Source organism: Lysinibacillus sp. CTST325 (assembly GCF_054665055.1).
The window spans coordinates 47,680-72,855 of record NZ_BAAFHO010000002.1; the positions used below are offsets into that span (position 1 = coordinate 47,680).

26 protein-coding genes and 1 pseudogene are annotated in these 25,176 nt (G+C 34.2%); 15 read left to right on the plus strand and 12 right to left on the minus strand.

Translation table 11 applies throughout. The features are described from left to right. The first annotated feature begins 350 nt into the window (after positions 1 to 350). The 7 genes from ACYQ73_RS05635 to ACYQ73_RS05665 all read left to right on the plus strand — a co-directional run bounded on the left by ACYQ73_RS05635 (position 351) and on the right by ACYQ73_RS05665 (position 8,221). Positions 351 to 1,745, plus strand: coding sequence for a hypothetical protein (locus tag ACYQ73_RS05635; RefSeq protein WP_460011571.1), 1,395 nt, complete (start codon positions 351 to 353; stop codon positions 1,743 to 1,745). A gap of 468 nt (positions 1,746 to 2,213) precedes the next feature. After that, complete coding sequence (locus tag ACYQ73_RS05640; protein WP_460011572.1) at positions 2,214 to 2,639, plus strand: acyl-CoA thioesterase; 426 nt, start codon at positions 2,214 to 2,216, stop codon at positions 2,637 to 2,639. Between the two features lie 11 nt (positions 2,640 to 2,650). Continuing rightward, entirely contained in the window at positions 2,651 to 3,025 is a 375-nt protein-coding gene (locus ACYQ73_RS05645; protein WP_460011573.1) for a DUF423 domain-containing protein, read from the plus strand. A gap of 410 nt (positions 3,026 to 3,435) precedes the next feature. After that, positions 3,436 to 4,752, plus strand: a complete 1,317-nt coding sequence (locus ACYQ73_RS05650; RefSeq protein WP_460011574.1) for an SPFH domain-containing protein — start codon at positions 3,436 to 3,438, stop codon at positions 4,750 to 4,752. Positions 4,753 to 4,766: 14 nt separating this feature from the next. Next, a complete protein-coding gene (locus tag ACYQ73_RS05655) occupies positions 4,767 to 5,870 on the plus strand; it encodes a TFIIB-type zinc ribbon-containing protein (protein ID WP_460012302.1) in 1,104 nt (367 codons plus the stop codon). Positions 5,871 to 6,348: 478 nt separating this feature from the next. After that, complete coding sequence (locus tag ACYQ73_RS05660) at positions 6,349 to 7,554, plus strand: EAL domain-containing protein (RefSeq protein ID WP_460011575.1); 1,206 nt, start codon at positions 6,349 to 6,351, stop codon at positions 7,552 to 7,554. A gap of 505 nt (positions 7,555 to 8,059) precedes the next feature. Next, positions 8,060 to 8,221 (plus strand): hypothetical protein, encoded by a 162-nt coding sequence (locus tag ACYQ73_RS05665; protein WP_460011576.1) that lies wholly within the window; start codon positions 8,060 to 8,062, stop codon positions 8,219 to 8,221. Positions 8,222 to 8,312: 91 nt separating this feature from the next. On the opposite strand, the pseudogene ACYQ73_RS05670 reads toward ACYQ73_RS05665, so the two are convergent. The 5 genes and pseudogenes from ACYQ73_RS05670 to ACYQ73_RS05690 form a co-directional block, all read right to left on the minus strand. Further along, a pseudogene (locus ACYQ73_RS05670) lies at positions 8,313 to 8,531 on the minus strand (IS5/IS1182 family transposase); the annotation flags it as partial. 48 nt (positions 8,532 to 8,579) lie between these two features. Continuing rightward, positions 8,580 to 8,912 (minus strand): hypothetical protein, encoded by a 333-nt coding sequence (locus tag ACYQ73_RS05675; RefSeq protein WP_370080201.1) that lies wholly within the window; start codon positions 8,910 to 8,912, stop codon positions 8,580 to 8,582. A 125-nt stretch (positions 8,913 to 9,037) separates the two neighbouring features. Continuing rightward, complete coding sequence (locus tag ACYQ73_RS05680) at positions 9,038 to 9,427, minus strand: hypothetical protein (protein ID WP_460011577.1); 390 nt, start codon at positions 9,425 to 9,427, stop codon at positions 9,038 to 9,040. 5 nt (positions 9,428 to 9,432) lie between these two features. Further along, the gene (locus tag ACYQ73_RS05685; RefSeq protein ID WP_460011578.1) at positions 9,433 to 10,521 is read right to left on the minus strand and encodes a hypothetical protein; all 1,089 of its coding nucleotides are present in this window, start codon (positions 10,519 to 10,521) and stop codon (positions 9,433 to 9,435) included. Between the two features lie 372 nt (positions 10,522 to 10,893). Beyond that, positions 10,894 to 11,235 (minus strand): ATPase, encoded by a 342-nt coding sequence (locus ACYQ73_RS05690; protein ID WP_460011579.1) that lies wholly within the window; start codon positions 11,233 to 11,235, stop codon positions 10,894 to 10,896. A 242-nt stretch (positions 11,236 to 11,477) separates the two neighbouring features. On the opposite strand from ACYQ73_RS05690, the gene ACYQ73_RS05695 reads away from it, so the two are divergent. The 5 genes from ACYQ73_RS05695 (at position 11,478) to ACYQ73_RS05715 (ending at position 15,786) form a co-directional block, all read left to right on the plus strand. Next, complete coding sequence (locus tag ACYQ73_RS05695) at positions 11,478 to 11,753, plus strand: hypothetical protein (RefSeq protein WP_460011580.1); 276 nt, start codon at positions 11,478 to 11,480, stop codon at positions 11,751 to 11,753. A 233-nt stretch (positions 11,754 to 11,986) separates the two neighbouring features. Next, positions 11,987 to 12,679 (plus strand): SDR family oxidoreductase, encoded by a 693-nt coding sequence (locus tag ACYQ73_RS05700; RefSeq protein WP_460011581.1) that lies wholly within the window; start codon positions 11,987 to 11,989, stop codon positions 12,677 to 12,679. 177 nt (positions 12,680 to 12,856) lie between these two features. Beyond that, positions 12,857 to 13,468, plus strand: a complete 612-nt coding sequence (locus ACYQ73_RS05705) for a flavin reductase family protein (protein WP_460011582.1) — start codon at positions 12,857 to 12,859, stop codon at positions 13,466 to 13,468. 226 nt (positions 13,469 to 13,694) lie between these two features. Then, entirely contained in the window at positions 13,695 to 15,200 is a 1,506-nt protein-coding gene (locus ACYQ73_RS05710; protein WP_460011583.1) for a serine hydrolase domain-containing protein, read from the plus strand. Between the two features lie 193 nt (positions 15,201 to 15,393). Continuing rightward, positions 15,394 to 15,786: a RidA family protein gene (locus ACYQ73_RS05715; protein WP_460011584.1), complete on the plus strand. Its 393-nt coding sequence runs from the start codon at positions 15,394 to 15,396 to the stop codon at positions 15,784 to 15,786. A gap of 234 nt (positions 15,787 to 16,020) precedes the next feature. On the opposite strand, the gene ACYQ73_RS05720 is transcribed toward ACYQ73_RS05715, so the two are convergent. Both ACYQ73_RS05720 and ACYQ73_RS05725 read right to left on the minus strand, forming a co-directional pair. Beyond that, positions 16,021 to 17,070 carry a DUF418 domain-containing protein gene (locus tag ACYQ73_RS05720; RefSeq protein ID WP_460011585.1) on the minus strand — a complete coding sequence of 350 codons (1,050 nt, stop codon included), beginning with the start codon at positions 17,068 to 17,070 and terminating at the stop codon, positions 16,021 to 16,023. Positions 17,071 to 17,163: 93 nt separating this feature from the next. Further along, positions 17,164 to 18,108, minus strand: coding sequence for a helix-turn-helix transcriptional regulator (locus tag ACYQ73_RS05725; RefSeq protein ID WP_460012303.1), 945 nt, complete (start codon positions 18,106 to 18,108; stop codon positions 17,164 to 17,166). A 100-nt stretch (positions 18,109 to 18,208) separates the two neighbouring features. Between ACYQ73_RS05725 and ACYQ73_RS05730 the strand changes: the two genes are divergently transcribed. Beyond that, the gene (locus ACYQ73_RS05730; RefSeq protein ID WP_460011586.1) at positions 18,209 to 18,739 is read left to right on the plus strand and encodes a dihydrofolate reductase family protein; all 531 of its coding nucleotides are present in this window, start codon (positions 18,209 to 18,211) and stop codon (positions 18,737 to 18,739) included. A 278-nt stretch (positions 18,740 to 19,017) separates the two neighbouring features. Here ACYQ73_RS05730 and def read toward each other — a convergent pair whose 3' ends face one another. Next, positions 19,018 to 19,569, minus strand: coding sequence for a peptide deformylase (gene def / locus ACYQ73_RS05735; RefSeq protein ID WP_460011587.1), 552 nt, complete (start codon positions 19,567 to 19,569; stop codon positions 19,018 to 19,020). Further along, positions 19,562 to 19,753: a helix-turn-helix transcriptional regulator gene (locus ACYQ73_RS05740; RefSeq protein WP_460011588.1), complete on the minus strand. Its 192-nt coding sequence runs from the start codon at positions 19,751 to 19,753 to the stop codon at positions 19,562 to 19,564. Before ACYQ73_RS05740 ends, def begins: the two co-directional genes overlap by 8 nt. Positions 19,754 to 20,468: 715 nt before the next feature. Between ACYQ73_RS05740 and ACYQ73_RS05745 the strand changes: the two genes are divergently transcribed. After that, a complete protein-coding gene (locus tag ACYQ73_RS05745) occupies positions 20,469 to 21,422 on the plus strand; it encodes a protein kinase family protein (protein WP_460011589.1) in 954 nt (317 codons plus the stop codon). 319 nt (positions 21,423 to 21,741) lie between these two features. Here the strand turns inward: ACYQ73_RS05745 and ACYQ73_RS05750 are convergent, their stop codons facing one another. Next, entirely contained in the window at positions 21,742 to 22,767 is a 1,026-nt protein-coding gene (locus ACYQ73_RS05750; RefSeq protein ID WP_460011590.1) for a serine hydrolase domain-containing protein, read from the minus strand. A 67-nt stretch (positions 22,768 to 22,834) separates the two neighbouring features. Continuing rightward, positions 22,835 to 23,590 (minus strand): class I SAM-dependent methyltransferase, encoded by a 756-nt coding sequence (locus ACYQ73_RS05755; protein ID WP_460011591.1) that lies wholly within the window; start codon positions 23,588 to 23,590, stop codon positions 22,835 to 22,837. A 124-nt stretch (positions 23,591 to 23,714) separates the two neighbouring features. Here ACYQ73_RS05755 and ACYQ73_RS05760 point away from each other — a divergent pair, with 124 nt between their 5' ends. Then, positions 23,715 to 24,239, plus strand: coding sequence for an AAA family ATPase (locus tag ACYQ73_RS05760; protein WP_460011592.1), 525 nt, complete (start codon positions 23,715 to 23,717; stop codon positions 24,237 to 24,239). 24 nt (positions 24,240 to 24,263) lie between these two features. Here the strand turns inward: ACYQ73_RS05760 and ku are convergent, their stop codons facing one another. Continuing rightward, positions 24,264 to 25,082, minus strand: coding sequence for a non-homologous end joining protein Ku (gene ku / locus ACYQ73_RS05765; protein WP_460011593.1), 819 nt, complete (start codon positions 25,080 to 25,082; stop codon positions 24,264 to 24,266). Between the last annotated feature and the right edge of the window lie 94 nt (positions 25,083 to 25,176).

Genomic DNA, 25,176 nt, shown 5'->3' on the forward strand with positions numbered 1-25,176 from the left:
AAATTTTAAAAAGTTCTTGAATAATTGTTGTAAAAGTTACAAATGTCATAGATGTTACAAACGGTACATATGTTACATTCGTTTACTTCGTGCATTAAGTAAAAAAATGAGAGATAATTGGAGGTAGGGGAGGTGTAAAGATTTTCCTTATTTGGTATTTATCATTTCCCTGATGTTAGGGAAAGACAGACTGACGACCGACCTTCGTTTGGCAGACTAGTTCGGAGCGCGACAAACTTGGCCGGCCCACATTTAGAGATTATGTGACTTAATTAGTATAAGAGTCTAAATATTGGTAAGTGATAAGTAACTAGTATCTATTAAACTTAATAATTCATGAGGTGAAAAAAATGGCAGTATTAAACACAGTAAACGAAGCATTAAAATTCTTTAATGAACAATTCCCAGAAGGTTCTTCTTATAGAGGAGCTGAAGAAGCACAAATTGCACAGGGGCGAGTTTTCGCAGGGCGAGCAGTTCCGGGAGTTGGTTTACAACGCATGGGATGGCAAATTCAATTCTTGACAACGCTTTACGACAAAATTGGTCCCAATCATTCTGATTCTTATCGAGTGATGAGTGCAATCGTTAATAACTTAAATATCTTCTATACAACACCTATTCATACAAAAACAGAGGTCACAATTGAAATTCCGAGTGGTAGTACGGCTTGGGATGCGGGGGTTGTTGAAATTGATCCAGGTTATCCAATTATGTTAGTAGCATTATCTATGCTTCGTAAATCAACTCATGCGTATAATAATTTAGGTGTAAATGGTTCAGGAGATTCACAAGCAGCACACTTGAATACAGCACTTACTCGACACTATCAAAAAATACTATATCACTGCCAAAATTCGAGTCACGGTAAAACTCTTATGACTGATCCGGGATCATTTGGTACAACAAGTCCAACTGTTCGTTTATTCAAAACAGCTGATGGATCAACTTTTAAAGTGGCTAATGGTGTTGTTAATACTACATATGCGATGCTAGGTTCTTTAGCTTACTACCATGATGTTGTTCTTGGCCATTCTCAAACTGAAGTTGAAAATGATCCTCTTTATACAAATATTTTTAATGCTGGAGTTAACTTGATTAACGCTTTTGGTAACGCTGTTGATTCGAATTCTGTTTCGATTGCAATTGGTGGTGGTGCTAAAAGTACTACTTGGGCACAATTGCGAGCACCGTATGTTTCATCTGGATATGATTCGTATGTAGGTGCATCTCTTGTTTGGTTAGGTCATGGTGTTGTTCCAACAAATAATATTTATGCACTTACAGAATCGAGTCTAGTAACTTCATCTAAAAAGCTAAGCAACTATTACAAGAATTATGTACTTGCTAACAGATCAAATGCTCTGATGGCTATGATCCCATTAACTAATGGCTCACCAGCTACTTTATCTGGATCTACTTTCACGGCTGCAAAAACGTTCTTTGGGACTCAAACTCCAACTAGTGATGAAGTTTTAAACCTTACTGGGTTAATTAATGATCATCCGTATTCAACAGGATATTTATATACATTCGCAAATAACGGAGATTCAGATTTCATTAACAAAGTCGATAAAGCGGTACGAGAATCTGGCGAAGGTTTATGGAGAAGTACAGATGAAATGGGGACAACTTCTTCAATCGTTGCTTATGGCCGACGAGGTGAAGCAGCTGGACATCGTACATTATCTGGTTTAGCCGGCCTTCTTCAACGTGGTATCCCAACAGTGACAAATGGGCAGTAATATCTAATTAAGTATATTACCTAGTCAGAAATACGTAGAAACATTAAGTCACGTTCATTTGAGCGTGACTGTTCTTTTGCTCTGAAAAGTGAGTGTCGAGCAGTTTCCCTTTTGGATTTTTTGGTTCTGGTGATACAAAAATAAATATAAATACAGTTTTATAAAATGAATAAACTGTTAAAAACACTCATTAAAAAATAAAAATGAGTGTTTTAAAGATTAGATATTTTTTGGTATCGCACCTGCTCAATGCTTATATATTTTTATGTTTAATAATGGTACCCAAGGAAGTACCCCAATTGAAAGATTTTATATGAGTTTATATGGTACATAGTTAAATATAAAATAAATTCTTTTTTATAATCACCTCTATTAATCAAGTCATTTTTTTACTTTACTAAAATCAATAAAGCAAAAACACCGCCAAATCAATATTTTTACGCTATAATGTAGGACGAGGTGAAGAAAATGTTTGTTAGTGAAAAACAAATCGAAATTCGATATGCTGAGACCGACCAAATGGGCGTAGTGTATCATGCGAACTACATCATTTGGATGGAGATTGGCCGTTCTCAGTTAGTAAATGATGCAGGCTTTGAGTATGCTGAGTTAGAAAAAGACGGTTATGTATCGCCAGTAATGGATTTATCCATTTCTTATAAGGCTGCTATGCATTATGGCCAAGTGGCAACGGTCCGTACATGGGTGGAAAAACACGATCGTTTACGTACAACATATGGCTATGAAATTTTACATGAAGATGGCACGATTGCAGCTACTGCTCAGTCCGTACATATTCTAGCTCAAAAAGATTCGTTACGTCCGGTATCCTTAAGTAAAATTGATCCGGCATGGGATGCGAAATACAAAGAAATCGCACGTGAAACGAAATAGGAGAATCATATATGGAACTTTTATTGGCGATAGGTGCAATTATGGCTTGTCTTGGTGTCGTGTTAGGCGCTTTTGGAGCGCATGCACTAAAAGATAAATTTGCGTCACCACACTATGCAGCCATTTGGGAGACTGCGGTGCAATACCATATGTATCATGCTTTAGGTTTACTAGGGCTTGGTATTTTATCGAGCGAAGCCCTTTTAGGAGCTTCTAGTATGCTTTCTTGGGCAGGCTATTTAATGTTGGCAGGTATTGTGTTTTTCTCAGGTAGTTTGTATGCATTAGCTGTTACAGGTGTGAAAAAGCTTGGAGCGATTACCCCAATCGGCGGTTTGTTATTTATCGTTGCCTGGGTACTTGTGGCTATTTCCGCATTATCTTAAGAAACACTAAGATTCACTAAAAAAACGATATAGTATTTACAATACGATAGAGGTAGTTCCTTTGGAGCTATCTCTTTTTATAGAGAAGTTTAAAAAAAATGAAACAAATTGTCCTTTTTATGCGTACTACATAATGATTAGCTTATTTTTAACTTCTTTTGGCGAATGTCACTGATTCGGCAAGGAGTTCATATTGGATGTTAGCCTAAAATCATCGCGTTCATGAGATCATGGCTAACTAACTACATCGGTAAAAACGCCATATTCCTGTGGCAATACCGAAGTGACCGACATTGTGTCGGCCCTCATGCAGGCCTTAGCACAAAGCCGAATCTGGACGTAAGTAAGCCGAGGCATAATTGATATGATAAAATAAGTCTTAAGTATATAAGTTGAAGGTGGGAATAAATATGGGTTTATTAAAAGCAGGAGTTGGCGCATTAGCAGGTGTTCTAGAAGATCAATGGCGTGAATATTTCTATTGTGAGTCACTGTCAGCGGATGTGCTTGTGGAAAAGGGGCATAAACGTACTTCTAAAAGAGGGTCAAACAAAGGCAATGACAACATTATTAGTAATGGCTCAATTATTGCTATCAATGAAGGGCAATGTATGATGATTGTCGAGCAAGGGAAAGTAGTGGAGTTTTCTGCGGAGTCTGGTGAGTATGTTTATGATACATCCACAGAGCCTTCGATAATGTATGGCAATGATTTGTCCGAAGGTATTAAGGAAACATTCAAGCAGATTGGTAAACGCTTTACATTTGGTGGAGAACCTGCAAAGGATCAACGTGTGTACTATTTTAATAAAAAAGAAATAGTTGGCAATAAATATGGAACACCTGCACCGATTCCTTTCCGTGTGATCGACCGTAACATCGGCCTAGATATTGATATTGCTATACGTTGCCATGGCGAATATTCATATAAAATTGTTGATCCATTATTATTCTATACAAATGTATGTGGAAACGTTGAGCGTGAATTTACAAGAGATGCAATCGATAGCCAATTAAAAACGGAATTAATGACTGCGTTACAGCCGGCTTTCGCACATATTTCTGCAAGCGGGGTACGCTATAGTGAAATTCCTGCACATACGGTTGCTCTAGCAGATGCCCTTAATAAAGTGTTATCAGAGAAGTGGCTAGCAACTCGTGGTTTAGCAGTTGTATCCTTTGGCGTTAGTTCTTTAAAAGCATCTGAAGAAGATGAAGCAATGATTAAACAATTACAACGAAATGCAGTGATGCGTGATCCGGGTATGGCTGCAGCTCATTTAACAGGTGCTCAGGCGGAAGCAATGATTGCAGCAGCCAATAATGATGGCGGAGCAATGGCAGGATTTATGGGCATGAACATGGCGACACAAGCAGGCGGTGTTAATGCAGGGCAGCTGTACCAAATGAATGAGCAAAATAAACAGGCAGCTCAGCAAGGTCAAACAGCGACGAACTCAGCTACATGGAAATGTGCATGTGGCAATGAAAACACTGGTAAATTCTGCTCGAATTGTGGGACAGCAAAACCTGCTGAGGAAGGATGGACTTGTACTTGTGGTGCTGTCAACAAAGGCAAATTCTGTAGCGAATGTGGTGCTAAAAAACCTTCAGGAGCATTACAATACGTTTGTGATAAATGTGGTTGGCTGCCAGAAGATCCTGCAAACCCACCAAAATTCTGTCCAGAGTGTGGCGATGTGTTTGATGAGAATGATGTTAAGTAAGGAGATGACTAATGATGCCAACGCAAGATGCTGAAAATGCTAAACAAGTAAAGCTTGATTTTGACGCTGAGTGTCCATCATGTAGTGCATCTATTGAATTTAACCCAGCAACTGGAAAACTGACATGTCCTTATTGTGGCTATGAAACTGAAATTGCAGCCCCAGAGAAGCAAGAGGAAAAAGTTGCCCAGGAAATGGATTTTGCAATGGCTGAAGAACGTGGGAATTTTAACTGGGGTGTTGAGAAAAAAACAGTCATTTGTAAATCCTGTGCGGCAGAAACGATTTATGATGCATTACAGGTAGCAGATAGTTGCCCATACTGTGGTTCTAATCAGGTGATGGAGGCTAGTGCTGAAAATACACTAGCCCCGAACGGTGTATGCGCATTTGAAATAACAGATAAGCAAGCGGGAGAGAACTTCCAAAGTTGGATTAAGGGAAAATGGTTTACACCGAGAGCAGCAAAAGATAGTGCAAAGCCAGATTCATTTAAAGGGGTTTATCTTCCATATTGGACTTTTGACACGAAAACAAGCTCTAGGTATTCCGCAAGATACGGTAGACATCGCACGGTTACAGATAAAGATGGAAATACCCGAACTGAAACGGATTGGTATTCCACAAGTGGTTTTTATCAGGAATTTATTGATGATCATTTAATAAGTGCGACAGTCCGTTATGATCGTAATATGATGAGAAAAATAGAACCCTTTAATTTACTCAATAATAAAGCCTATAAACCAGAATATGTATCAGGATTTTTATCAGAACGCTACAGTATTGGTTTACAGGACGGGTGGAGTCAGGCTAAGAGGGAAATTTCTAATCATCTGAATGCACAAATTACCTCAAAAATACGTTGGGAACATAATGCGGATGTAGTATCCAATTTACATTTCTCAACAACTCATGATGATATTACATACAAATATCTAATGTTGCCGATTTGGCTTTCTTCATTCCGTTACAAAGAGAAAATTTATCGATTTATGGTAAACGGACAAACAGGTCGAGTAGGTGGGGATGCCCCAATTTCACCACTTCGTGTAACAATTGCTGTTATCTTATCTTTAATTACAATTGCGATTATTTGGTATTTCTTTATGTCAGAATAGTCATGAGCAGTATTCCTGTAGGATATAATCCATACTTGGGAATACTGCTTTTTTACTGGAATGGGTGAACTGCTAAATAATTTTAGGATATAGGATGAAAACCTTTAGTTATCATGGCTTTCATATTGAATTGTTGCATAAGTTATAATGATAAAGAAATTCTGAGGGAGTTTTTTTTACACAGCAATACATGAAAAATTTAGTGAATGCATATAGAGTGACGCTAAATAAAAATAAGCGTACTTAAGCAACCTATTTTGCGAGAAAGTCGTTATTAGTGATGAATTATCAGAAAGAAATAAATCAGTTTGGTGGAAGTTTGTTAAATTTCAGGACAGATTTTTTCCATAAAATAACGCCATGTGAAGTTGCCAATTTACTTTAAACAAATTATTATACAGTCAGAGAGCTTTTTTCATGTAATAAGCTGTGAATGTAATGTTATTCTTGGATAACATCATGTATGGAGGTTTCGACAATGGATGCAATTGAAGTTTTAACAAATTTAGATCAAATACATGGGTATTTTCAACCTATTTTTAGCGCGGATGCGCATACGGTGATTGCCTACGAAATTTCCGGACAGTTACAAATCGAGGGTCAACAAATTAATTTAAAAGATTTTGTGAATAATGAAGATATTCCAGAAGAGTATCGTATTGACATGGAACATAAAATTCTACATGCTGCATTAGCCAAAGTAGAAGAAATCGGACAGGATATTGATATTTATATTCCTAGTAACCCGAACTTACTAATGCAGGATTTTGGTGAAAGTCATTTTAATATTATTCAACAATATATAAGTGAAGATGATTTACATCGTATTGTGTTAGTTGTTTCTGAGCATCGTTTTTTAGGTGATATTCATAAGCTGCACCATGCAGTACGTTACTTTACAACTTTTGGTGTCAAAATTGCCGTTCAGGAAGTGGGAGCGGAGAGTCATTTAGAGCACATTGCTCTATTATCACCACAAATTTTAAAGGTCGATATTCAAGACTTAAATTATGATTCTTGGTCTGCACAGTCGGATATGATATCAGCAATTGGTAGTCTTGCTTATAAAATTGGCGCAAATCTTTTATTTGAAGGAATCGAAACTGTGTATCAATTGCAGTTTGCTTGGAAGAACGGGGGCCGATTTTATCAGGGGCGATACTTGGCAAACCCTTCAATAACATTCGTAGAGAAGGATATTTTAAAGGAACGTTTTAAGGAAGAGTGCCAGCAGTTTATTACCTCTGAAAAGAAAATTCTAGAGGCGCAATATTTCGAGTTGAAAAAGCTGAGAGAGGAGCTAGAAGCGATTGTTCATCGTGTCAAACCTTCTAGTGACAACATCACACTATTAGAGCATTTAGCGCAGCTATTGGATAGTTATTCGTTCCGAGTATATATTTGTAATGAAGATGGCTTCCAACTTTCTCCAAACGTTATGCGTATAGATGGACAGTGGGAATTGCAGCCAAGAGCCATCAATAAAAACTGGAGTTGGCGCCCGTACTTCCTACAAACAATCATTAAAATGCGCAACGATCAAAGCGGTGAAATCTCAGAGCTTTATCGAGATATCGAGACAGGGGAGATTACAAGAACATTTTCTATTGCTATTAACGAGCATGAGTATTTGTTCGTCGATCTTTCGTATGATTATCTATACGAACATAATATATTTAGATAGCTCTATTAATGCTTAAATATCAAGCTTTTGTGGGTACAAGTAAATAACTTGTACCCATAATTTGTGTAGAAATGATTAATGCTATAGCTAAAAAATGAATATCTTACGTACTAACGCTGCTCGGCCAGTAATTACCGAGTCAGCGTTTTTTAGTACTTTTACATATACGAAACTATTGCTACTTTAGAAAGTAGAACATGTAGTATGTGCGGTTTATTAGGCGGGGAGGTACTATTTAGCTGATTTTGCACCAGGTGTGCAGTTAATCTGTTTCATCCTCGCTACAGGACGACATAGACCCCCATACTTTGAGGATGATCATAGCTCATATCGCAAGAGGGAAATGTGTATTATATTCAGAATTTTATGAAAATACCGGAATGGAGAGAGTTTCGTTTTTAACTATTTCATTTTTTGAAAAAATTACAAAAAATGAAGGTTTTTTACAAAGAGTGTTGAATATAACAATTGAAAGTCAAATTTGAATAAAGGGGGAAATAAATTTATGAAAAAGAAGAAAACAATATTTTCAGTTGCTACTGCAGTCCTTGTGCTTTTAACTTTGTCATTTGGTTCGGGGGCAAGTGCTACGAATGTTGAAGGAGCAGGTAGTGGTGGTACCCCTCCCATTAAGTGCATTCCTGGAAAGCCTTGTCCAATTCAATAAGTAAATAATTTATGTATAATAACTAGCTGATATCCAAGAAAAAAGAGAAATCGATGTCATTCGAGTTCTCTTTTTTCTTGAATTCATTAATTTACTCTATCCTATTTTTGTTATTGGCCGTGTATTTAAGAAGGTTTCCTGCTCTTAACGTAAAGCCCAAATCGTTTTCTACCTTCGATCAATTTTCCACGGACAGAAAATCGAGTGAAATGCAAATTAGCCCTCAGGAATCGAAAAACTGGTTCTACATCGATTTCTCGTTGTCGATAGATGGCACCAGTTTTTCTTATGAAAGCTTTGTTTTTACATATATATTTCAGGGGTACAAAAATAATTTGTACCCCTGTTTGGCCTCTTATTATTTTAAAGGAATTCCAAGTCCTAAGGCAGAAGCGATAGATACAATTGAGCTAATAACACCTAGTATACTAGTTAATTTCTCTAATGGTTTTTTAGCTTTCTCTTTATCTCCATTTTCTATATGAGTTTGAAGGAGTTCAAAATTAGCTTCTGCAATCTCTCGTTGTTCTTCTGCTAGGTGTTGAATTTCATCATGAAGCTGTTGTAAAGCATTGATAATGTCATTAGGCAAGCTAGCTATCCCTTGATTGAGTGTACCATTGTTTTCAATAGTTATATTACCTTTGTTTTCTCCAAAAGTTAAACCACCATATTTACTAGAATCACCCATATAACCATCTCCTAAGATAATAGTAACTTTCCCAAGCTTTGATACTTTCTCTAATAAATGATCGGAATTTTCTTCGGCTAAAATATCGATAATTTCTCTTAAACTCTCAGGTTTATTTTGTTTACTTAACCCGACATTTTCCGTTTTGTTATTAATTTTTTTTTTGAAAAACTTTGTCTGAAATCATCACTTAATTCGATTATTGGAATAGCGTTTAAAGGATCGAAGTAATTTTCTGTACCACAATACTTGCAAGGAATGGAATCAATATTTTCAAGTTCAGATTTATTTGCAGTTAAAATACTTCTACTACATTCCTCGCAGTGAAATTCTAATTTTATAACGAGCGCTTCTTTTTTTTCTAATTCAGATAATGTATCAATAACTACTCCAAGAGGTAAGTTAGTTATTTTTGCAATATAACTATGGTAAAATTTTTCAATCTTACTGATAGCAATTGCCTCAAGTGCATTATCTATTTTTTGAGAAATTTCCCATGGCTTTAAATTGCTCAATACTTTTACCTCGCAGAATAAATTTGGTAAATCAATTTTTCTCTAATATAATCCAATACAGGTTCAGACGCAAATACATTGAACTTAAATGTTTTTGTATTAACGCCGATTCGAATAGAATATTCTTGTTTGACTCCACCAACACTATGTTCAAATAGTATAGATCCTTTTTGTTTGGATAGGTAAGGTTCTAAATAATTGTATAATGGTAAACCTCGTAGTTCTCTAATACTACCTAATCCTATTGTTTCAAGACCACTTAAAAGTAACAAAGTAAAAGGTGTTGTTTCTAAGATGCTGGTAATATCTTCGCTATTTAAATTTTGCTCTAGAATTGATAATTCACCACTAGTATAGTATTCGTCAATTGCAGAAAGTATACTCACAATTGATTGACCCTGTGTTTCTTCAAATGTATTTACTGATCCTGCTGGTCTTCCTGTAGCATCAATCAGCCTACCTTGAAGTGTATCAGCTAAAGACTCAAGAGTACCCCCATATTTCTCTAACAAATCATGTTGTTTGAATTCATATTCATCATCGACTATTTTAGTTAACCAAGCAATAATTTTTTTGGCAACAGCTGAACTTGCTCGTACTTCAATTATTCCCTTGTCTTCATCAATATAAACTGTTGTAATTTCATGCTTAATGTATTCTCTTCGGTTAGCTAAAAAGTAATCAACATTAACACCAGTTCTATGAATAAATCTTAAATAATATGCTTGAGAACCTTCGATTTCAGCAGCGGCAATAATCGTAGGATCAATAGGGACATTTTCGCTGTTTGGTGTAACTACTTTTTCGAAAGGGTTAAAGGGCATTTTATTAATAATACTTTGTTTAAATCCTTTTAAACCAGTATCATTTGTCGCTTGGTACCAAGCTAAAGAAACTGCTCCAGAGAAAATATTATTGCTGATCATTTTCAGAACATCGCCTTCAATATGCTCAAAAGAGTCCCACACTCTACTTGCTAATTCATTTACATTGCCGGTTGTTTCTAAAGTCAATTTATTACAAATCACTTTGAGTTGAGTTTTACTTAATCTATGCAAATCTTGGGGGAAAATTAAAGATTTAATTGTATTCATTTAACACCCTCCAGAATTATATTCTGTGTTCGATGAAAGTATGCATTTTGCTTAATAAATATAATAGTATATGTATGGAATACCCAAAAAATGACAAAATAATGTTGGTTGACAAGAAAAGATGGACATATATAGACCATGGAGAATAAAGTTAGGGAGGAATTGTAAGAAAATGGTGTAGTTGTATAAAACATCGATTTGGTATTGCAGCTTAAATTATAAAGTCACTCATTAAAAATTGAGTAACTTTACTTAATTATTCGGCAAAATGAAATTAGGGTACAAAGGAGAAGATTGTTCTCAAATGTACCCCAATTGATTTACCTTTAATTACTTTAAACGAAGAATGTTAGTAAAAGCTTGTTGCTAAAGTTAAAGAATTTGTGTTAATTCTGCATTTACAAACCTTTGGGCAGTAATGAGAACCCCTGCAGCTGTTCGACCGTAAACGCTATATATACCGCCATTTTGGTTAGGAACGATTTCAACTTCATATTGAGCAGCACCACCTACACCTGCAGTTACAAATGTTGAACCGTTAGCAATTGCGGCAAATGCAGTTGTTGATAGTAATTGTCTTGCTCCATCAAGTCTAAAAACTCTTACTACTCCAGTTAGTAAACCTCCAGTTAGATTGAGAATTTTGACACGAACGCTAGCTGCATTAGCTGGTTGATTCCCTGTATTTTCAATTGGACCAGTAGTTAAAGGCAATTAAAATTCACCTCTTTCCGAAAAATAGATTGATAATCTGCAGATTACATAATCATTGTATTCAGTTTCTATAGACATGCTTTAAACGTATTCATCAGTTTTCTATAAAAATGTAGAAATTGATTAATAGAACTATTTAAATCTTTTTGCTTTAGCAAATAATGTCTTTCAGGAGTGTATTGGGGATTATTTGTAACTTAAAGAATAACTTTACTTCTAAGGAAATATGGAGGTGAAAATATTTGAGGAAGATAGTTACAATATTGTGTATATCCTTGATTGTGGTAATGAGCGGATGTAATCATAATTCGATACCAAAAATTTCAGAAGAACAGGCAAAATCAATTGTCTTAAAAAGCCACGCAAAAAACATTGGTAAAGTTGAAATTAAGTCAGTTAGTCATAAAGGGAACGAATATATTGTTAAATGGGAAAATAAAGAAAACTGCGAGAACGGAACGGACTATATTAATGACGAAAATGGCAAGATAATTAATGCTGAAACCTCAATATGTTAATTTCACATGACCTCTTAGTTTTAGGTTGTTTTTAATGCTTTTATAAGCATTTACATAGTAGTTTAAAGAAAATATATTGTCTTGTCTTACTATTGCGCGTTATAAGAGTAGTGACAGAGATCAGTAACACTCCTCAATACTAATAAGGCAGGTGTAATGATACAATTCAACGATCCTCATATTGATAGGAGTTCCTATCCTGGTATAATTAACTGCGAGAGAGGATGATTTTTATGAGCAAAAATATCGTGGTTATAACAGGAGCTGGTAGTGGTTTAGGTGCAGCGCTTGCTAAAAAATATTCGTCTTTAGGCAATCACATTTGCTTACTCGGTCGAACGAAATCAAAGCTTGAGAATACAGCTAAAACTTTAACCAATGGCTATTCTATTTATGAGGTTGATGTTACTTCGAAACAAATGGTCGCTCAAGTAATTCATACTATCCAAGAGGAATTTGGATCAATTCAGTTATTCATTAATAATGCTGGTGTTGGTTATTTTGATAAAGCTGAAAACTTGAATGAGGATTCAGTTCATCAAATGATTGATATTAACCTAAAAGGCACAATTTTTTGCACACAAGAAGTGCTAAAAGGAATGAAAGAACGCAATGAAGGAACAATTGTCAATATTGTTTCTACAGCTGGCCTAGAAGGAAAAGTAACGGAATCTGTATATTGTGCTAGTAAATTTGGTGTACGAGGATTTACAGAGAGTCTAGCACTTGAATTAAGCGAAACATCTATTCATGTATGTGCTGTATACATGGGTGGTATGAGCACAGAATTTTGGGACGGGGTATTTACTGAGGAAAAAACTAAGACATTAATGGATCCTAATGACATCGCGGATATTATTATTGAAAATATTAAACCAAGAAAAGCGTTAGCTGTAACTGAGGTTGTTATTAAAAATAAACGATAACGAAATGGGAATGACCAGGCACTGCAATTAATGTTGAGCCTGGTCATTCTTTATTTCATTTAATATTTAAATTACAAAGATACAGTATATTTCTTAAAAAGCAATCCATATTTCGATGAAAATTGAAATATTTATCTTGTACTATGAAAATTGAAAGTACAGATAGGAGGAGAAAAAATGACTCAAATTGCTAAAACAGAAATGATTAATCCAAAAATTCTATACTACGGGACACCTGTGATATTATTAACTACACTAAATGAAGATGACACTGTAAATATTAGCCCACTTTCATCATCATGGGTGTTAGGGGATTGTATTATTTTGGGGATTGGACTTGGGGGAAAGGCTATTGAAAATTTAGAACGACATCCTGAATGTGTCATTAATGTGCCAGATCCTTCATTATGGGGGAAAGTGGAAAAATTAGCTCCTTTTACAGGGAAAAATCCCGTTCCTGAATATAAGAGAGCGAATGGATTTACATTTGAAAAAGAAAAATATGAAATTAGTAATTTAACGCCAACCGAGTCTAAATCAGTAAAGCCTACAAGAATTGCAGAGTGTCCCATTCAACTTGAGGCAAGAGTAAAACATATTCGAATCCCTGAATATGCTCCCTTTTTTGCCATTGTTGAGACACAAATAATACATGTACATGCTCATAAGGAAATTATTGTTGAAGAAAATTATATTGATCCAAATAAATGGAGCCCACTAATTTATAATTTCCGCCATTATTTTGGATTAGGACATCAACTGGGGAAAGCTTTTAGGGCAGAAATTTAAATCTTAATAGTCATCATAAAAAAGGTAGGCTCTCATTTTTTAAATGGGAATCTGATCTTTTTGTATTTATTCAAGATTTCCTATAAGCACGGTACGTTACAAAACTGTCATATTGAGATGTTTTTAGTCATGTAAAACGATGGATATGGTATTAATTCCTTGTTATAGTTAACAATGACGTTAAGGAGTTTTATAACTTTGTACCCATCTTAAAGGAGAAATGAAAATGAAACCATCATTAAAAATCTATACGTTTATAATTGCTATGATTGTAATCTTATATAATTTATCGCCAACAATAGCAAATGCAGATTCAACTGAAAAAATTCAGAAGATTGATCAATTTGTTAAAGAGCAAAAGGCGATTAGTAAAATTCCAGGAATATCGTTAGTAATTGTAGAGAAGGGGAAAACAGTTTATGAAAAAGGCTTTGGATATGCCGATGTTCAGTTAAAAACACCTGTTACCTCTAATACATTATTTGAACTTGGTTCTACATCGAAAGCATTCACAGGACTAGCCATTCTACAATTGGAAAGGGAAGGCTTACTAAAACGCTCTGATGATGTCCAAAAGTATATCCCATGGTTGAAGTTAAAATATAATGGTAAGCCTCAGTCAATTACTATTAATCAATTACTGTATCATACAAGTGGCATAGCTACTAACACTATATTTAATATCCCAAAAAGTAACGAACCGAATGCTCTTGAGTTAACTGTAAAACAATTGCTTGATCAGCCTTTAAATAGACAACCGGGTAGTTCATATGAATATGCAACACTAAATTATGATGTTTTGGGCCTTGTTATTGAAGAGGTTTCCAAACAACCCTTCGATATGTATATCAAACAGCATATATTAGAGCCGATTAATATGAAGGATTCTTTTGTTGGGATACATCAAGTTAAATCAAATGAGATGGCGTCAGGATATAAAATAGGGCTTATGAAAGAGCAAGATTACACACCACCAGTCTACCGTGGAAATGTACCTGCTGGATATGTTGTAAGTAACATAAATGATATAGCAAAATGGTTAAACTTACAGTTAGGAAGTAGCCAAATTTCTTCGATTGATAAAAAAATTATTCAAGAATCACATATCCCAGATCAATCTGTAGAACCTTTCGATAAGGATACATACTACGCGAGCGGGTGGGGAGTTATAGAAAGAGACAAAAAACAATATTTATTTCATGCTGGGGAAAATCCAACATTTACGTCTTATTTTATTATGCAGCCTGAAGAACAAGTAGGAGTGGCTATTCTATCCAATATGGGTTCGAGCTATACAACGGCGATAGGTCAAGGTGTGATGGATTTATGGGAAGGGAAAACTGTTGATACTGTTCATTCTGACAATCTTCAGAAGTTGGATAAAATAGTTTCACTTCTATGTGTTGTTGTTGTAGGATTTGGGATGTTTTTAAGCATTCTATTGTTTACAGCATTGAGGAGAATTATTAAAAAACAGCGAATTAAAGTAGCTTTAAATATGAAAAGAACCTTTTTATTATTCATGCATTCTTTAAGTGTCGCAATAATCTTTGCACTTATCAGTATGTTCCCCCAAATTTTTCTAGAGGGCTCAAATTGGGAGTTTAATAAAGTATGGGGTCCAACCTCAATCACTGTGTTATTTTATAGTGTTATAGTGGCAAGCGTGATTTATTTTTTATTGGGGATAGTCAAGATTTTTACTAAAAAGGAAAATGAATTAAAAATGTAGATATTTGATTGTTTATAAAAAACATGGTAAATTGAGAATAACTTTAGGTAAGGGGGAGAATCCAAATGAAAAAAAGATCAATACGTTTTTTAAGTATGGGTATTGGATTCTCGACAGCTGTTTTTTTCTAAAATTGAGTTTTAAGGGACGAGTCTGCCCTTTTTTAGAAAAATAAACCTAAAGGAGATTAACTATGAATAATAAAATAACACGCAAAAATCCTATCCAAGTACCTAGCCCAGTTGGCAATTACAGTCATCTTACAATAATCCCTAAGAATGCAACAATGTATGCATTATCTGGACAGATTGGAGTAGGAATTGACGGTCAATTGCCATCATCACTATCTGAGCAGGTTAAAAATACATTAAAAAATATTCAATTTATCTTAGAGGCAGAGGGACTTAATGCAGATAATGTTGTGAAGGCCAATATTTGGGCAACAGAAGAAATAGATTGGGATGACTTCGATCAACAATGGGAATCGATGTTTGGAAATCCCTATCCTTCTATGACGATTGCTTATATTACTGCTTTAGGACTCCCAGACATTAAATTGGAAATAGATGTTTGGGCTGCTAAATAAGCAAAGTACCGACAAGATCTTAATGATTTTGTCGGTTTTTTATTACGCAAATTTTCGAGGCAATTGAAAAAAAAGGCCACTTTTCCTAAGAAAAGTGACCAAAAAATAAAGATTTAATGATGGGGGTGTGTTTCTTGCCCATTGTCTGAGCAAGTTGGAAGCGAATTAGGTACATTACTATTTTATGAAGAATAAAAGCTATTTGTTAGGCATTTGCCATTTCTAGTTTTTTGGTTAGGAGCGTTCCTTAGAATTAGAGGTTTTAAGCAATGAAGGTACTGTCCAATAAGTACCCATACGCCACAACCATTCTAATGGTCCAAATTTAAAGAGTTTTAGCCAAATTTTACTAAATACTAATTGGAAAATGTAAATGCCTATGCAAATCCAAAGAGATTGGATAAAACGAATATTGCCTATAAGGTCAAAGGCATTGCCAATTAGTAAGATTAACGCTGTTTGCCCTAAATAATTTGTTAATGCCATTCGGCCATAGTCTTTTAATGGTGAAAGCAATGCCTGGCATAAAGGGTATTTGAGTAGTAACATTAATAATCCTACATAAAATGCCGATACAAATGGGCTAAATTGAAGCCCGATTAATGAAAAATTTCCAATGTTTGTCACATGTTCTGTAAATTCATCTTTTGTCATATTGTCAACGTTCACCATTGCCTCTGGGACATAATGCCATTGATACAGCAAGCCCCCTATGCTAATAAAGAACATAATAACTGTAAAGATTAATATGCTTTTACGCTTGTCATGGATCTTTTCAAAAATTCGATACTGCCCAGCAGCTAATCCTAGTAAAATTAGTGGAAACGGCATAGCAATTTTGATGCCATAATAAGCTGTTATGGCTAATAGGAGAAGCCCTATAGTTACGTTTATTTCTTTACGAACTTTGTAAAATGGTAAAGCAATTAGCCCGAAAATTGCATAGACGGTTAATGCTTCTCCAGGTTGGAAATAAAAATGAACGAGCCCGATTAACAATAAAATAATAATTCTTCTAATAAATAAAAGATAAGCGTTATTATTTTTAGCCATTGCTCGGGAAATGAAAATATAAAATCCTACACCAAATAAAAATGAAAAAATCGAGAAAAACTTACCTTCCACAAATAATATTAAAAATCTATTGTATGCAATATCTATAGATGTGTCCGGTGTTTTAATCCATAATAATGCCGGAATATTTACTAATATAATTCCTAATAAAGCAAATCCTCTTAAATAATCTAATGTATCAATTCGTTTGTTTAATTCAATCGGTTGCATGTTTTCTCCTCCTCACTTACAAAGTATAAGAAAATTGTCCATAAAGTAGTAACGATGAATGTTACGCCAATCTTACAAAATCGTCATATAACATTAATCATTTTCTGGATACATAGATAAAATGTCTTTTGCCTGCTGTCGTAACATATGGATTAATTCTTTTGGTTCTACAATTTGAGCATGCATACCAAGTCGATTAAAGAGGGGACTAATAAAATTTAGTTCACCTTTGTCTATAATGGAATCAATATAACCTGTGCCATCTTCTTTGATGACGACTAAGTCTTCAAGGCTTGGTTCGCTTTTGCATTGTCGTACACCTTCCCTTGATAATAGTACATGGAAACGAATGGGCTGTTTAATCTCATAGGTGTTGCCAAACCACTCCTCTAAATTTAAAAATTCCTCTTCGTTTTCTTCGCTTTCTACGATAGAAAGAATACGATCTACACGAAACAATAATATTTTTTGTTTAGTGAAATCAAAGGCGGGCATATACCACAACCCATCATGTGCATAAACACCAATAGGGTGAATATGTTTCGTCGTTGTACCTGATTTAGATTCATATTGAATATGTAGATTTTTGTTTTCAATAGCTACCTCTAAAACAGCTTTCAATAAAGGTGTTTCAATCGCTCGTTTAGGATTCCAAAACGCGATATAGGATTGAAGTTTATCCACTTTCCGCTTCGCCTCCTCCTGAAGCGAGCTATAAAGCTTATGAGAAGCGGACTTAATTTCCGTATTAAAAGGTAAATCACGATAATAATACAATGATTGAAACGCAAAGAAAATCGAAACTACCTCATCTTCTGTAAATAAAATAGGGGGAAGAAGTCGGCTCGTTAGGACGGAATAGCCACCGTTTCGTCCTTGTTCAGCGTAAATAGGCAAGCCCATATCACTTAAATCTAAAATATATCGATGAACCGTACGAATCGATATATTGAATTCATCAGCAACTTCTTGTGCAGTAAACTTCTTTTTAGCACTAATGAACAGAAGAATATCTAATAAACGTTTTGCTTTTGACATTTTCTCACCTTTTCTTTTAATCATGCCAGTAGTTGTCATGTTTTGTGTATAGTATAAATATTGTTCATGAGTTTTACAAAAAAAGAATGGAGATGACGTTATGTCACGAGATATCATTTTATATATTGCGACTAGTTTGGATGGATTTATTGCGAAAGAGAATGATGATTTACAATGGCTAGAAGAAACAGAGGGGGAAGGGGATGCTGGCTATTCTGACATGTATCAATCCATCGACACCATTATTATGGGGAAGAGAACGTATGATTACATTGTAGACCATATTGAATCTTTTCCCTATCCCGATAAGAAATGTTATGTATTCACAACTTCACGAAGTGGTAAAAACGAACAAGTTGAGTTTGTGAATGAAGATGTTGTTGCGTTTACGAAAAAATTAAGGGAACAGGAAGGCTCGAAAATTTGGATGGTTGGCGGAGCGGAAATTCTCGATGCCTTTATGAAGGAACAACTTATTGATGAATTAATTATTACGATTACGCCACATCTTTTAGGCTCTGGAATTCCATTGTTTAAGGATCGTAATCCATATCAAGATTTGAAATTAGTCAATACCCAACGCTATGGGCAAATGGTGCAAATGTATTATAAGGTGAAGAAAGAGGCTTGATGATTTATGTTAGGGTATAGGAATAGAGGATAATTAGTCTATTTTGACCATGAAAAAGAGACAGCAATCGCTGTCTCTTACTATACTAACGCACCCCTTTAGTTGAATAACAGACTTGCATTTAATAATTCATTTTGTTAGTCTAAATCGAAAAAAACGTTATTTACTATTTCGTACGAAAGATCCTTTACAATAATTTGATTTTCTATAAGAAGAACATTCCCATCCATATGTCTTCAATTGTTTGGTTAATTTTCTCAGTTATGATTTTATTCCTTTCAAATTTCATTCTTTGGCAATTCAAATGGATTAGATTTGTTAATTCTATCGTAAAACATAATACCATTTAAATGGTCGAATTCATGTTGTGCAACTATTGCTTCATATCCACTAAAACTATGTGTAATAATTTCTCCATCAATATTATAAGCACTAATTTTAATTCTTTCATATCGGGGTACATAGCCTAAAACATCTCTATTTACAGACAAGCAACCTTCACCATCAGGTAAATAAACTATGTTTATTGAATGACTAATAATTTTAGGGTTAATTAAAATGTACTCTATACCATCTATATACATAACAAACATTCGCTTGTTTAAGCCTATTTGATTAGCCGACAAGCCAACACCTGCACGAAGTTTATGTTTTTCAGCCATTACAGGGTCTTGACTATTTTTCAAGAAGTTTAACATACAAACTAAATTTCCTTTATCCTCATTAGTCAAAGGGAAAGGGACTTCTTTTAATTTTTTTCTTAATATATTTGCTCCTTCTAATACAATGTCTTTCATTTTAATCATGTAATTTCTTTTGAATTTATTCATGTATAAACACCTCATCTACCTTTGTATTTAGTGCTTTCGCAATTTTAAAAGCCAGTGAAATGGTGGGGTCATATTTATCATTTTCAATACAATTAATTGTTTGCCTGGATACACCACATTTTTTCGCTAACTCCTCTTGGGTAATTCCCAATTTTTTTCTTAACACCTTAATTATATTTTTCATTGTAGTAACCCTTTTCGGATGTCCAATACTTTTGACATTTAGAATTATACATATATTCACTATAAATGTTCAACATTTTTGACAAAAATTTCTTTTATGAACACCTTAAAGGAAAGGGAATTTTATTTAAGCGATTTGCCTTTCAAAATGAAACAACTTTATTATTTCTACATTGCTACTTTAACATTTCCTTGTTGAACTAACATGCTCCGTTTGTTTAAGTACATTTCTTCTCAATCTTTATAGTAATATTAATATTCATTTCCAACAAAATATCACCTCATCATTAGAAATCTATAGAGGTGAGATGATTTTAATCAATCTTTTTATTAACGGTACGACTTTATTTTATACTTCGCATCATTTTTTTAACATCGTGACTTTATTTCAAATCTACATAAATCTCTTAACGTTTAATCGTGTATTCGATAAATAACAGACATAACACCAATTTCCTGTTTTGTTTTTTTCTACTGTTCAGATCTAACTTTCACTTTATACACTTTATATCTAGCACTTATTAATTGCCATTCAGTTGGAAAAAATGATCTTAACGATTATGCTTTTATATCCCGTGTATTTAGTTACATCACTTAGTTTAAGGAGTGGATACAATATCTATTTTTTTATGTACAATTGTAAAAAATTTCTATAAAATGAAGTTGCAGATTTGCCATCTGGGAAAGAGAATTTTTTTAAACTTATGGAGGTTGAGATGGATAATCAAAAAATAATGTTTATATGTAGTCATTACGACGTTATCCCCAAAGATATAGAGATTTTTAGAATGGGTGAAAGGGTTTTAGCAAAAATTGAAGCAGAGTATACATATTTCTTAAAAGGAGAACAAGCTAATAAAACCTATTGGGAACAATGTTGTAATTTTGCTAACAATTTATCAGAAAAAGGGATGAATGTTTCTCAATATGTAAAATCTAAAAGTGGTTATTATGTTGTAGAAATTGAGGAGAAAGTATATTCATTAGAAAGAGAACTAAAGGGCGAAATAATTGAAACTATAACAGATGCAGAACTTGTTGAAATCGGTAGTTTGTTAGGTGTTCAGCACTACAACTCTCAACAACTATCAACTCCATTCAACATAGCTACTTCTTGGAGCTTATTTGGTGGAAATCAAACTGATGCAATTGGGGATTACGATGAAAATGAGTTAAGCTTTTTAGACTTTAAAAAACAATTTAAATCGTACCACGCATTTACTAAAATAGAATCTTTATATAATGATTATCGTCAAAGATTAAAGTTAATTTGGGGTGATTTACCACAAGGGGCGATTCAAGGTGATTTTTGTTATTACAACATGTTAAAACAATATCAAGGAAGTCTGGCAATTTATGATTTTAATCTAGCTGGAAATGAAGTTTATTTAAATGAATGTATTGCAGTTGGTATATATCATGCTTGGCATGTCCCCTACAAAGGTAGATTAAATGAAACAGAGCGGTTTAAATTATTTATTGATTCATATAACAAAGAACGCCCCTTAAATGAATTAGAAAGAACTTATGCTACTTACACAAAAGCCATTATACGTGCGTTTCGTTTTGACCGTGTAGAAGATGGTATTTTGTTAGAAAGTAAAGAAGAACAAGATTTATTTTTACAAGAAACGTTACATATACTTGAAGAATTAGAATTTAATAAATAGTATACCAATCTTATTTTCAAGGAACTTTCGGCATTCTCAACCGTAATCATTTCATCACCTCCGATATTATGAAATTTTTCCATAGAATATTTGACCTATCAAATCTTAACAATATATTGCCTTATTTCATATATGTAATTTTTTCCTCATCCAACTAAACTACACCGTTAGTTGAGTAAGACAAGGAAAAACACAATCGTTACGAACAAAATCATAAAAAATCGACCAAACATATTTTATATATAATATGTTTGGTCGATTTATTTACATATGTTTCAAGGTTACAACCATAAGATAAATCTTCCAGCCTTTTTTTCTGTTATTTGTAAAGTGTATGATAGATTTCACCCATGATTCCCTTCATTTGATGTATACCTGTATCAGTATTGGTCATCATAACAATTCCTTGTTCAAGATGTGGGTAGGCTACTAGCATACATTGAAACCCAACACCCCAGCCAAGAGAGGAAAATTCGAGCTTCTCGTCCGTGCCATCAAGAAAAACGCCAAGGCCTGCCCATTCCTTACATCCATGTGAATTGAACAATTCATTTACTTGTTTTGTCGTAAGGCCAATTTTACTTTGCCCTTTGACAGCTTTCATAACATCCAGTAATAATTTTGTTAAATCGCTTGGGGTAGTCCATATACCACAAGCTGCAAGATAAGGGTAAATAGAATATTTCCCTGGAATTAAAGCTCCATTTTGATCATGGCCACATGCGAAATTATCCAAATTTGATGTTGAAAGAGCGGTAGAAAATGTACTGTTTGTCATGTTCAATGGCTTAAAAATAAAATCATCTATGAGATGCGCAAACGGCTTTTGCGTTATATCTTCTAATAATAATTGTATAAGACAAAAGCCTGCATCAGAATAGTGAAATTCACTTTCAGGTTCATAAGTTACTGCAATAGTAGTAGGGCAATAAGGAGTTGTACCATTCAATATTTCTACCATGGATGGCATTTCCTTAAATGATTCTACGGGCATAAAACTGCCTTCAGGGTCCACAATCCCAGATTGATGACTTAGTAAGTTTCGTAATGTAACCTTTTTATGCTTTGTAAATGGATTGTCAGGGACCTTCCATGAAACTAGTTTTTTATTGACATCTTCATCTAAGTCTACGATCCTTTGTTCCACCAATTTCATCACTAAAATGCTTGTTAGAAACTTACTGATCGAACAAGCATTGAAAATGGAGTGCTCATTAATTTTTTTATCGGTACCTGGCTCCAGAACACCAAAAGTATCTGTCTTACTGATTTTTCCCTTTTTGATAGCTACAAGACTTAAACCTGTAATATGGTAATGCTCCATGCGTTCACGAATGTTTATCATCTATTTAGCTCCTAATTTTTTCTTAATTATAACAGAATTGCGGAACAAACGTTTGTGTTTTGCGGTTTTATTTTTGTAACCGTGCGTGTACAATCATTGATGGACTGTCTTTTGTAAAGTCACTTTTGTTCCAAGAACCATATATATGTAACAATTCGAATCCATTTTGATCTAAAAGCCTTTTCATCTCCATTGGGTATGTATAGCGAAGTCGAATTGAATCTTCGAAAATAGAGTGTTCTAGCTTATTTATAGAACGGCAAGTTAAGATTTGTGTGATAGGGTCGTATTCTTCACGATGCTGACTAGTTTGTTTTTCACCTTTGCTGTTGATTGAACTCTCTTCGTATTCATCCACGATAGACAGTTCGCCTAAAAGAGCATTTCTCGTATCAAATACAAATTCTCCATCTGGATTTAAGTGCTTTTTAACGGAATGGAATAAAGCATTTTGACTTTCATTACTTAAAAAATGTTGAAATGCATTACCTGTCATATAGATGAAATTTGATGAAATAGGTAATTGAAGCTGCGTGCAGTCTTGCACAGTAAAATGTACTTTAACATTCGCCTTTTTCGCTTTTTCAATTGCCAATTGAAGCATCCCTTCATGGATATCTACTGCATAAACATTGAATCCTTGCTTGGCTAGCGGAATAGCTAATCGACCTGTGCCACAGGCTAATTCAATTATCGTACCGCTATTCTTCTTGAGATGATTTTCAATAAAATATAAATCCACGTTATAATTTTCATGAAGTACATCATATTCAATAGGGTTTTTATATTTCTCTAAATTTCCACTAAACTCATTTTGATACATACCTCTAACTCCTTCTTCTTTATCTTTATTTAAGAAATATTGTATAATAAATCCAATATTCTCACAAATTAGAATCGTACCATAAATGTGGGGTTGATTTCCTGGGGGCGATAGGAGGGTTCGTTTGAACAAGAAATTTCCGTGTAAAATACATATCATTGGCTCTGTAGGTAGTGGGAAAACAACTTTAGCGAAAGAATTGTCCAAGAAATTAAATATACCTTATTATGAATTAGATAATGTTGTTTGGATAAGACAAATTTCTGGTGATATTAGAAGAACCGAGCAACAAAAAGTTGATTATCTGAATAATATTATTCTTACGGAAGCGTGGATTATTGAGGGTGTTCATAATGAGGACTGGGTAGCACAAAGTTTTTCGAATGCCGACTTAATTATTTTCTTAAACACAAATTATTTCATACGAATCTACCGAATAATAAAAAGATTTACGTTGCAAAAACTAGGTTTGGAAAATGCCAATTACAAACCGACCTTTTCGATATTTATAAAAATGTTTAAATGGAATCGATATTTTGAGAAGATTGGTAAACCGAATTTTTATCAAAAATATGGGATGTATTGTGACAAGCTATTGGTCGTAACAAATAAAAGGGAAATTCTTAAAAAAAGCATATCCAATAAATAATGGATACGCTTCTCCGTGTACATATTAAGCATTTTTCTTCGTTCTCGTTGTTCGTTTTCGTGTTGCTGGCTTTTTCGTTTTCTCTAAGGAAGCTTGAAGTGCTGTCATTAAGTCCGTAACATTATCAGGTACTGGACGTTTATCGCTAGTCGAGATGGTATTTGTAGCTTTTTTCTCCTCTATAAGCTCCATTAATGCATTGCGATAGTCGTCTGTATATTTTTCAGGATTGAATTCGGTTGTTAATTGATCGACTAGCATCAGTGCGGTTTCTAGCTCTTTTGGAACAATGTTTTGTTCGCTTGGAATACTTGGAACATCACCAACACTTCTTACTTCATCTGGATAATGAATCGTTTCCATCACTAAAGCGTTTTGATAAACACGGACAATTGCTAATTGCTCTTTTGAACGGATAATAATTTTGGCCACACCTATTTTTCCAGATTGTTCTAGTGTTTGACGTAATAGGGCATAAGCCTTTCCGCCAGTTGAATCAGGGGATAAAAAATAAGTACGTTCAAAATAAATAGGATCGATTTCAGTTAATTTTACAAAATCAATGATTTCAACGGCCTTATCTTCATTTTCCTTCCGCAAGTTCTCTAATTCTTCTGGATCTAATACGACAAACTTATTTTTTGCATATTCATAAGCCTTCACAATGTCCTCATCTTTTACTTCTTGGTTACAGCCTTCACAAACTTTTTTATAACTAATAGGTGTATGACATTCTTTATGAAGCTGTCGCAATTTAATGTCTTTATTTTCTGTTGCGGCATGAAGTTTTACCGGTATATTGACAAGACCAAATGAGATACTGCCTTTCCAAACTGTATGCATTTGTATCACCTCGTTTTTCTTACTATGATATATTTTGCTTATTTTTATGTATCTTAAAGTGAAATCTTCAAAAACTGAAGGTAAAAAGCAAAGT

Coding starts and splice junctions, on each gene's coding strand:
- ACYQ73_RS05635 (WP_460011571.1), top strand. CDS start 351: ATGGCAGTATTAAACACAGTAAACGAAGCATTAAAATTCTTTAATGAA.
- ACYQ73_RS05745 (WP_460011589.1), top strand. CDS start 20,469: ATGGATAATCAAAAAATAATGTTTATATGTAGTCATTACGACGTTATC.
- ACYQ73_RS05650 (WP_460011574.1), top strand. CDS start 3,436: ATGGGTTTATTAAAAGCAGGAGTTGGCGCATTAGCAGGTGTTCTAGAA.
- ACYQ73_RS05665 (WP_460011576.1), top strand. CDS start 8,060: ATGAAAAAGAAGAAAACAATATTTTCAGTTGCTACTGCAGTCCTTGTG.
- ACYQ73_RS05720 (WP_460011585.1), bottom strand. CDS start 17,070: ATGCAACCGATTGAATTAAACAAACGAATTGATACATTAGATTATTTA.
- ACYQ73_RS05655 (WP_460012302.1), top strand. CDS start 4,767: ATGCCAACGCAAGATGCTGAAAATGCTAAACAAGTAAAGCTTGATTTT.
- ACYQ73_RS05675 (WP_370080201.1), bottom strand. CDS start 8,912: ATGGGTGATTCTAGTAAATATGGTGGTTTAACTTTTGGAGAAAACAAA.
- ACYQ73_RS05740 (WP_460011588.1), bottom strand. CDS start 19,753: ATGAAAAATATAATTAAGGTGTTAAGAAAAAAATTGGGAATTACCCAA.
- ACYQ73_RS05660 (WP_460011575.1), top strand. CDS start 6,349: ATGGATGCAATTGAAGTTTTAACAAATTTAGATCAAATACATGGGTAT.
- ACYQ73_RS05645 (WP_460011573.1), top strand. CDS start 2,651: ATGGAACTTTTATTGGCGATAGGTGCAATTATGGCTTGTCTTGGTGTC.
- ACYQ73_RS05685 (WP_460011578.1), bottom strand. CDS start 10,521: ATGAATACAATTAAATCTTTAATTTTCCCCCAAGATTTGCATAGATTA.
- ku (WP_460011593.1), bottom strand. CDS start 25,082: ATGCATACAGTTTGGAAAGGCAGTATCTCATTTGGTCTTGTCAATATA.
- ACYQ73_RS05700 (WP_460011581.1), top strand. CDS start 11,987: ATGAGCAAAAATATCGTGGTTATAACAGGAGCTGGTAGTGGTTTAGGT.
- ACYQ73_RS05755 (WP_460011591.1), bottom strand. CDS start 23,590: ATGTATCAAAATGAGTTTAGTGGAAATTTAGAGAAATATAAAAACCCT.
- ACYQ73_RS05705 (WP_460011582.1), top strand. CDS start 12,857: ATGACTCAAATTGCTAAAACAGAAATGATTAATCCAAAAATTCTATAC.
- ACYQ73_RS05725 (WP_460012303.1), bottom strand. CDS start 18,108: ATGTCAAAAGCAAAACGTTTATTAGATATTCTTCTGTTCATTAGTGCT.
- ACYQ73_RS05730 (WP_460011586.1), top strand. CDS start 18,209: ATGTCACGAGATATCATTTTATATATTGCGACTAGTTTGGATGGATTT.
- ACYQ73_RS05710 (WP_460011583.1), top strand. CDS start 13,695: ATGAAACCATCATTAAAAATCTATACGTTTATAATTGCTATGATTGTA.
- def (WP_460011587.1), bottom strand. CDS start 19,569: ATGAATAAATTCAAAAGAAATTACATGATTAAAATGAAAGACATTGTA.
- ACYQ73_RS05715 (WP_460011584.1), top strand. CDS start 15,394: ATGAATAATAAAATAACACGCAAAAATCCTATCCAAGTACCTAGCCCA.
- ACYQ73_RS05640 (WP_460011572.1), top strand. CDS start 2,214: ATGTTTGTTAGTGAAAAACAAATCGAAATTCGATATGCTGAGACCGAC.
- ACYQ73_RS05750 (WP_460011590.1), bottom strand. CDS start 22,767: ATGATAAACATTCGTGAACGCATGGAGCATTACCATATTACAGGTTTA.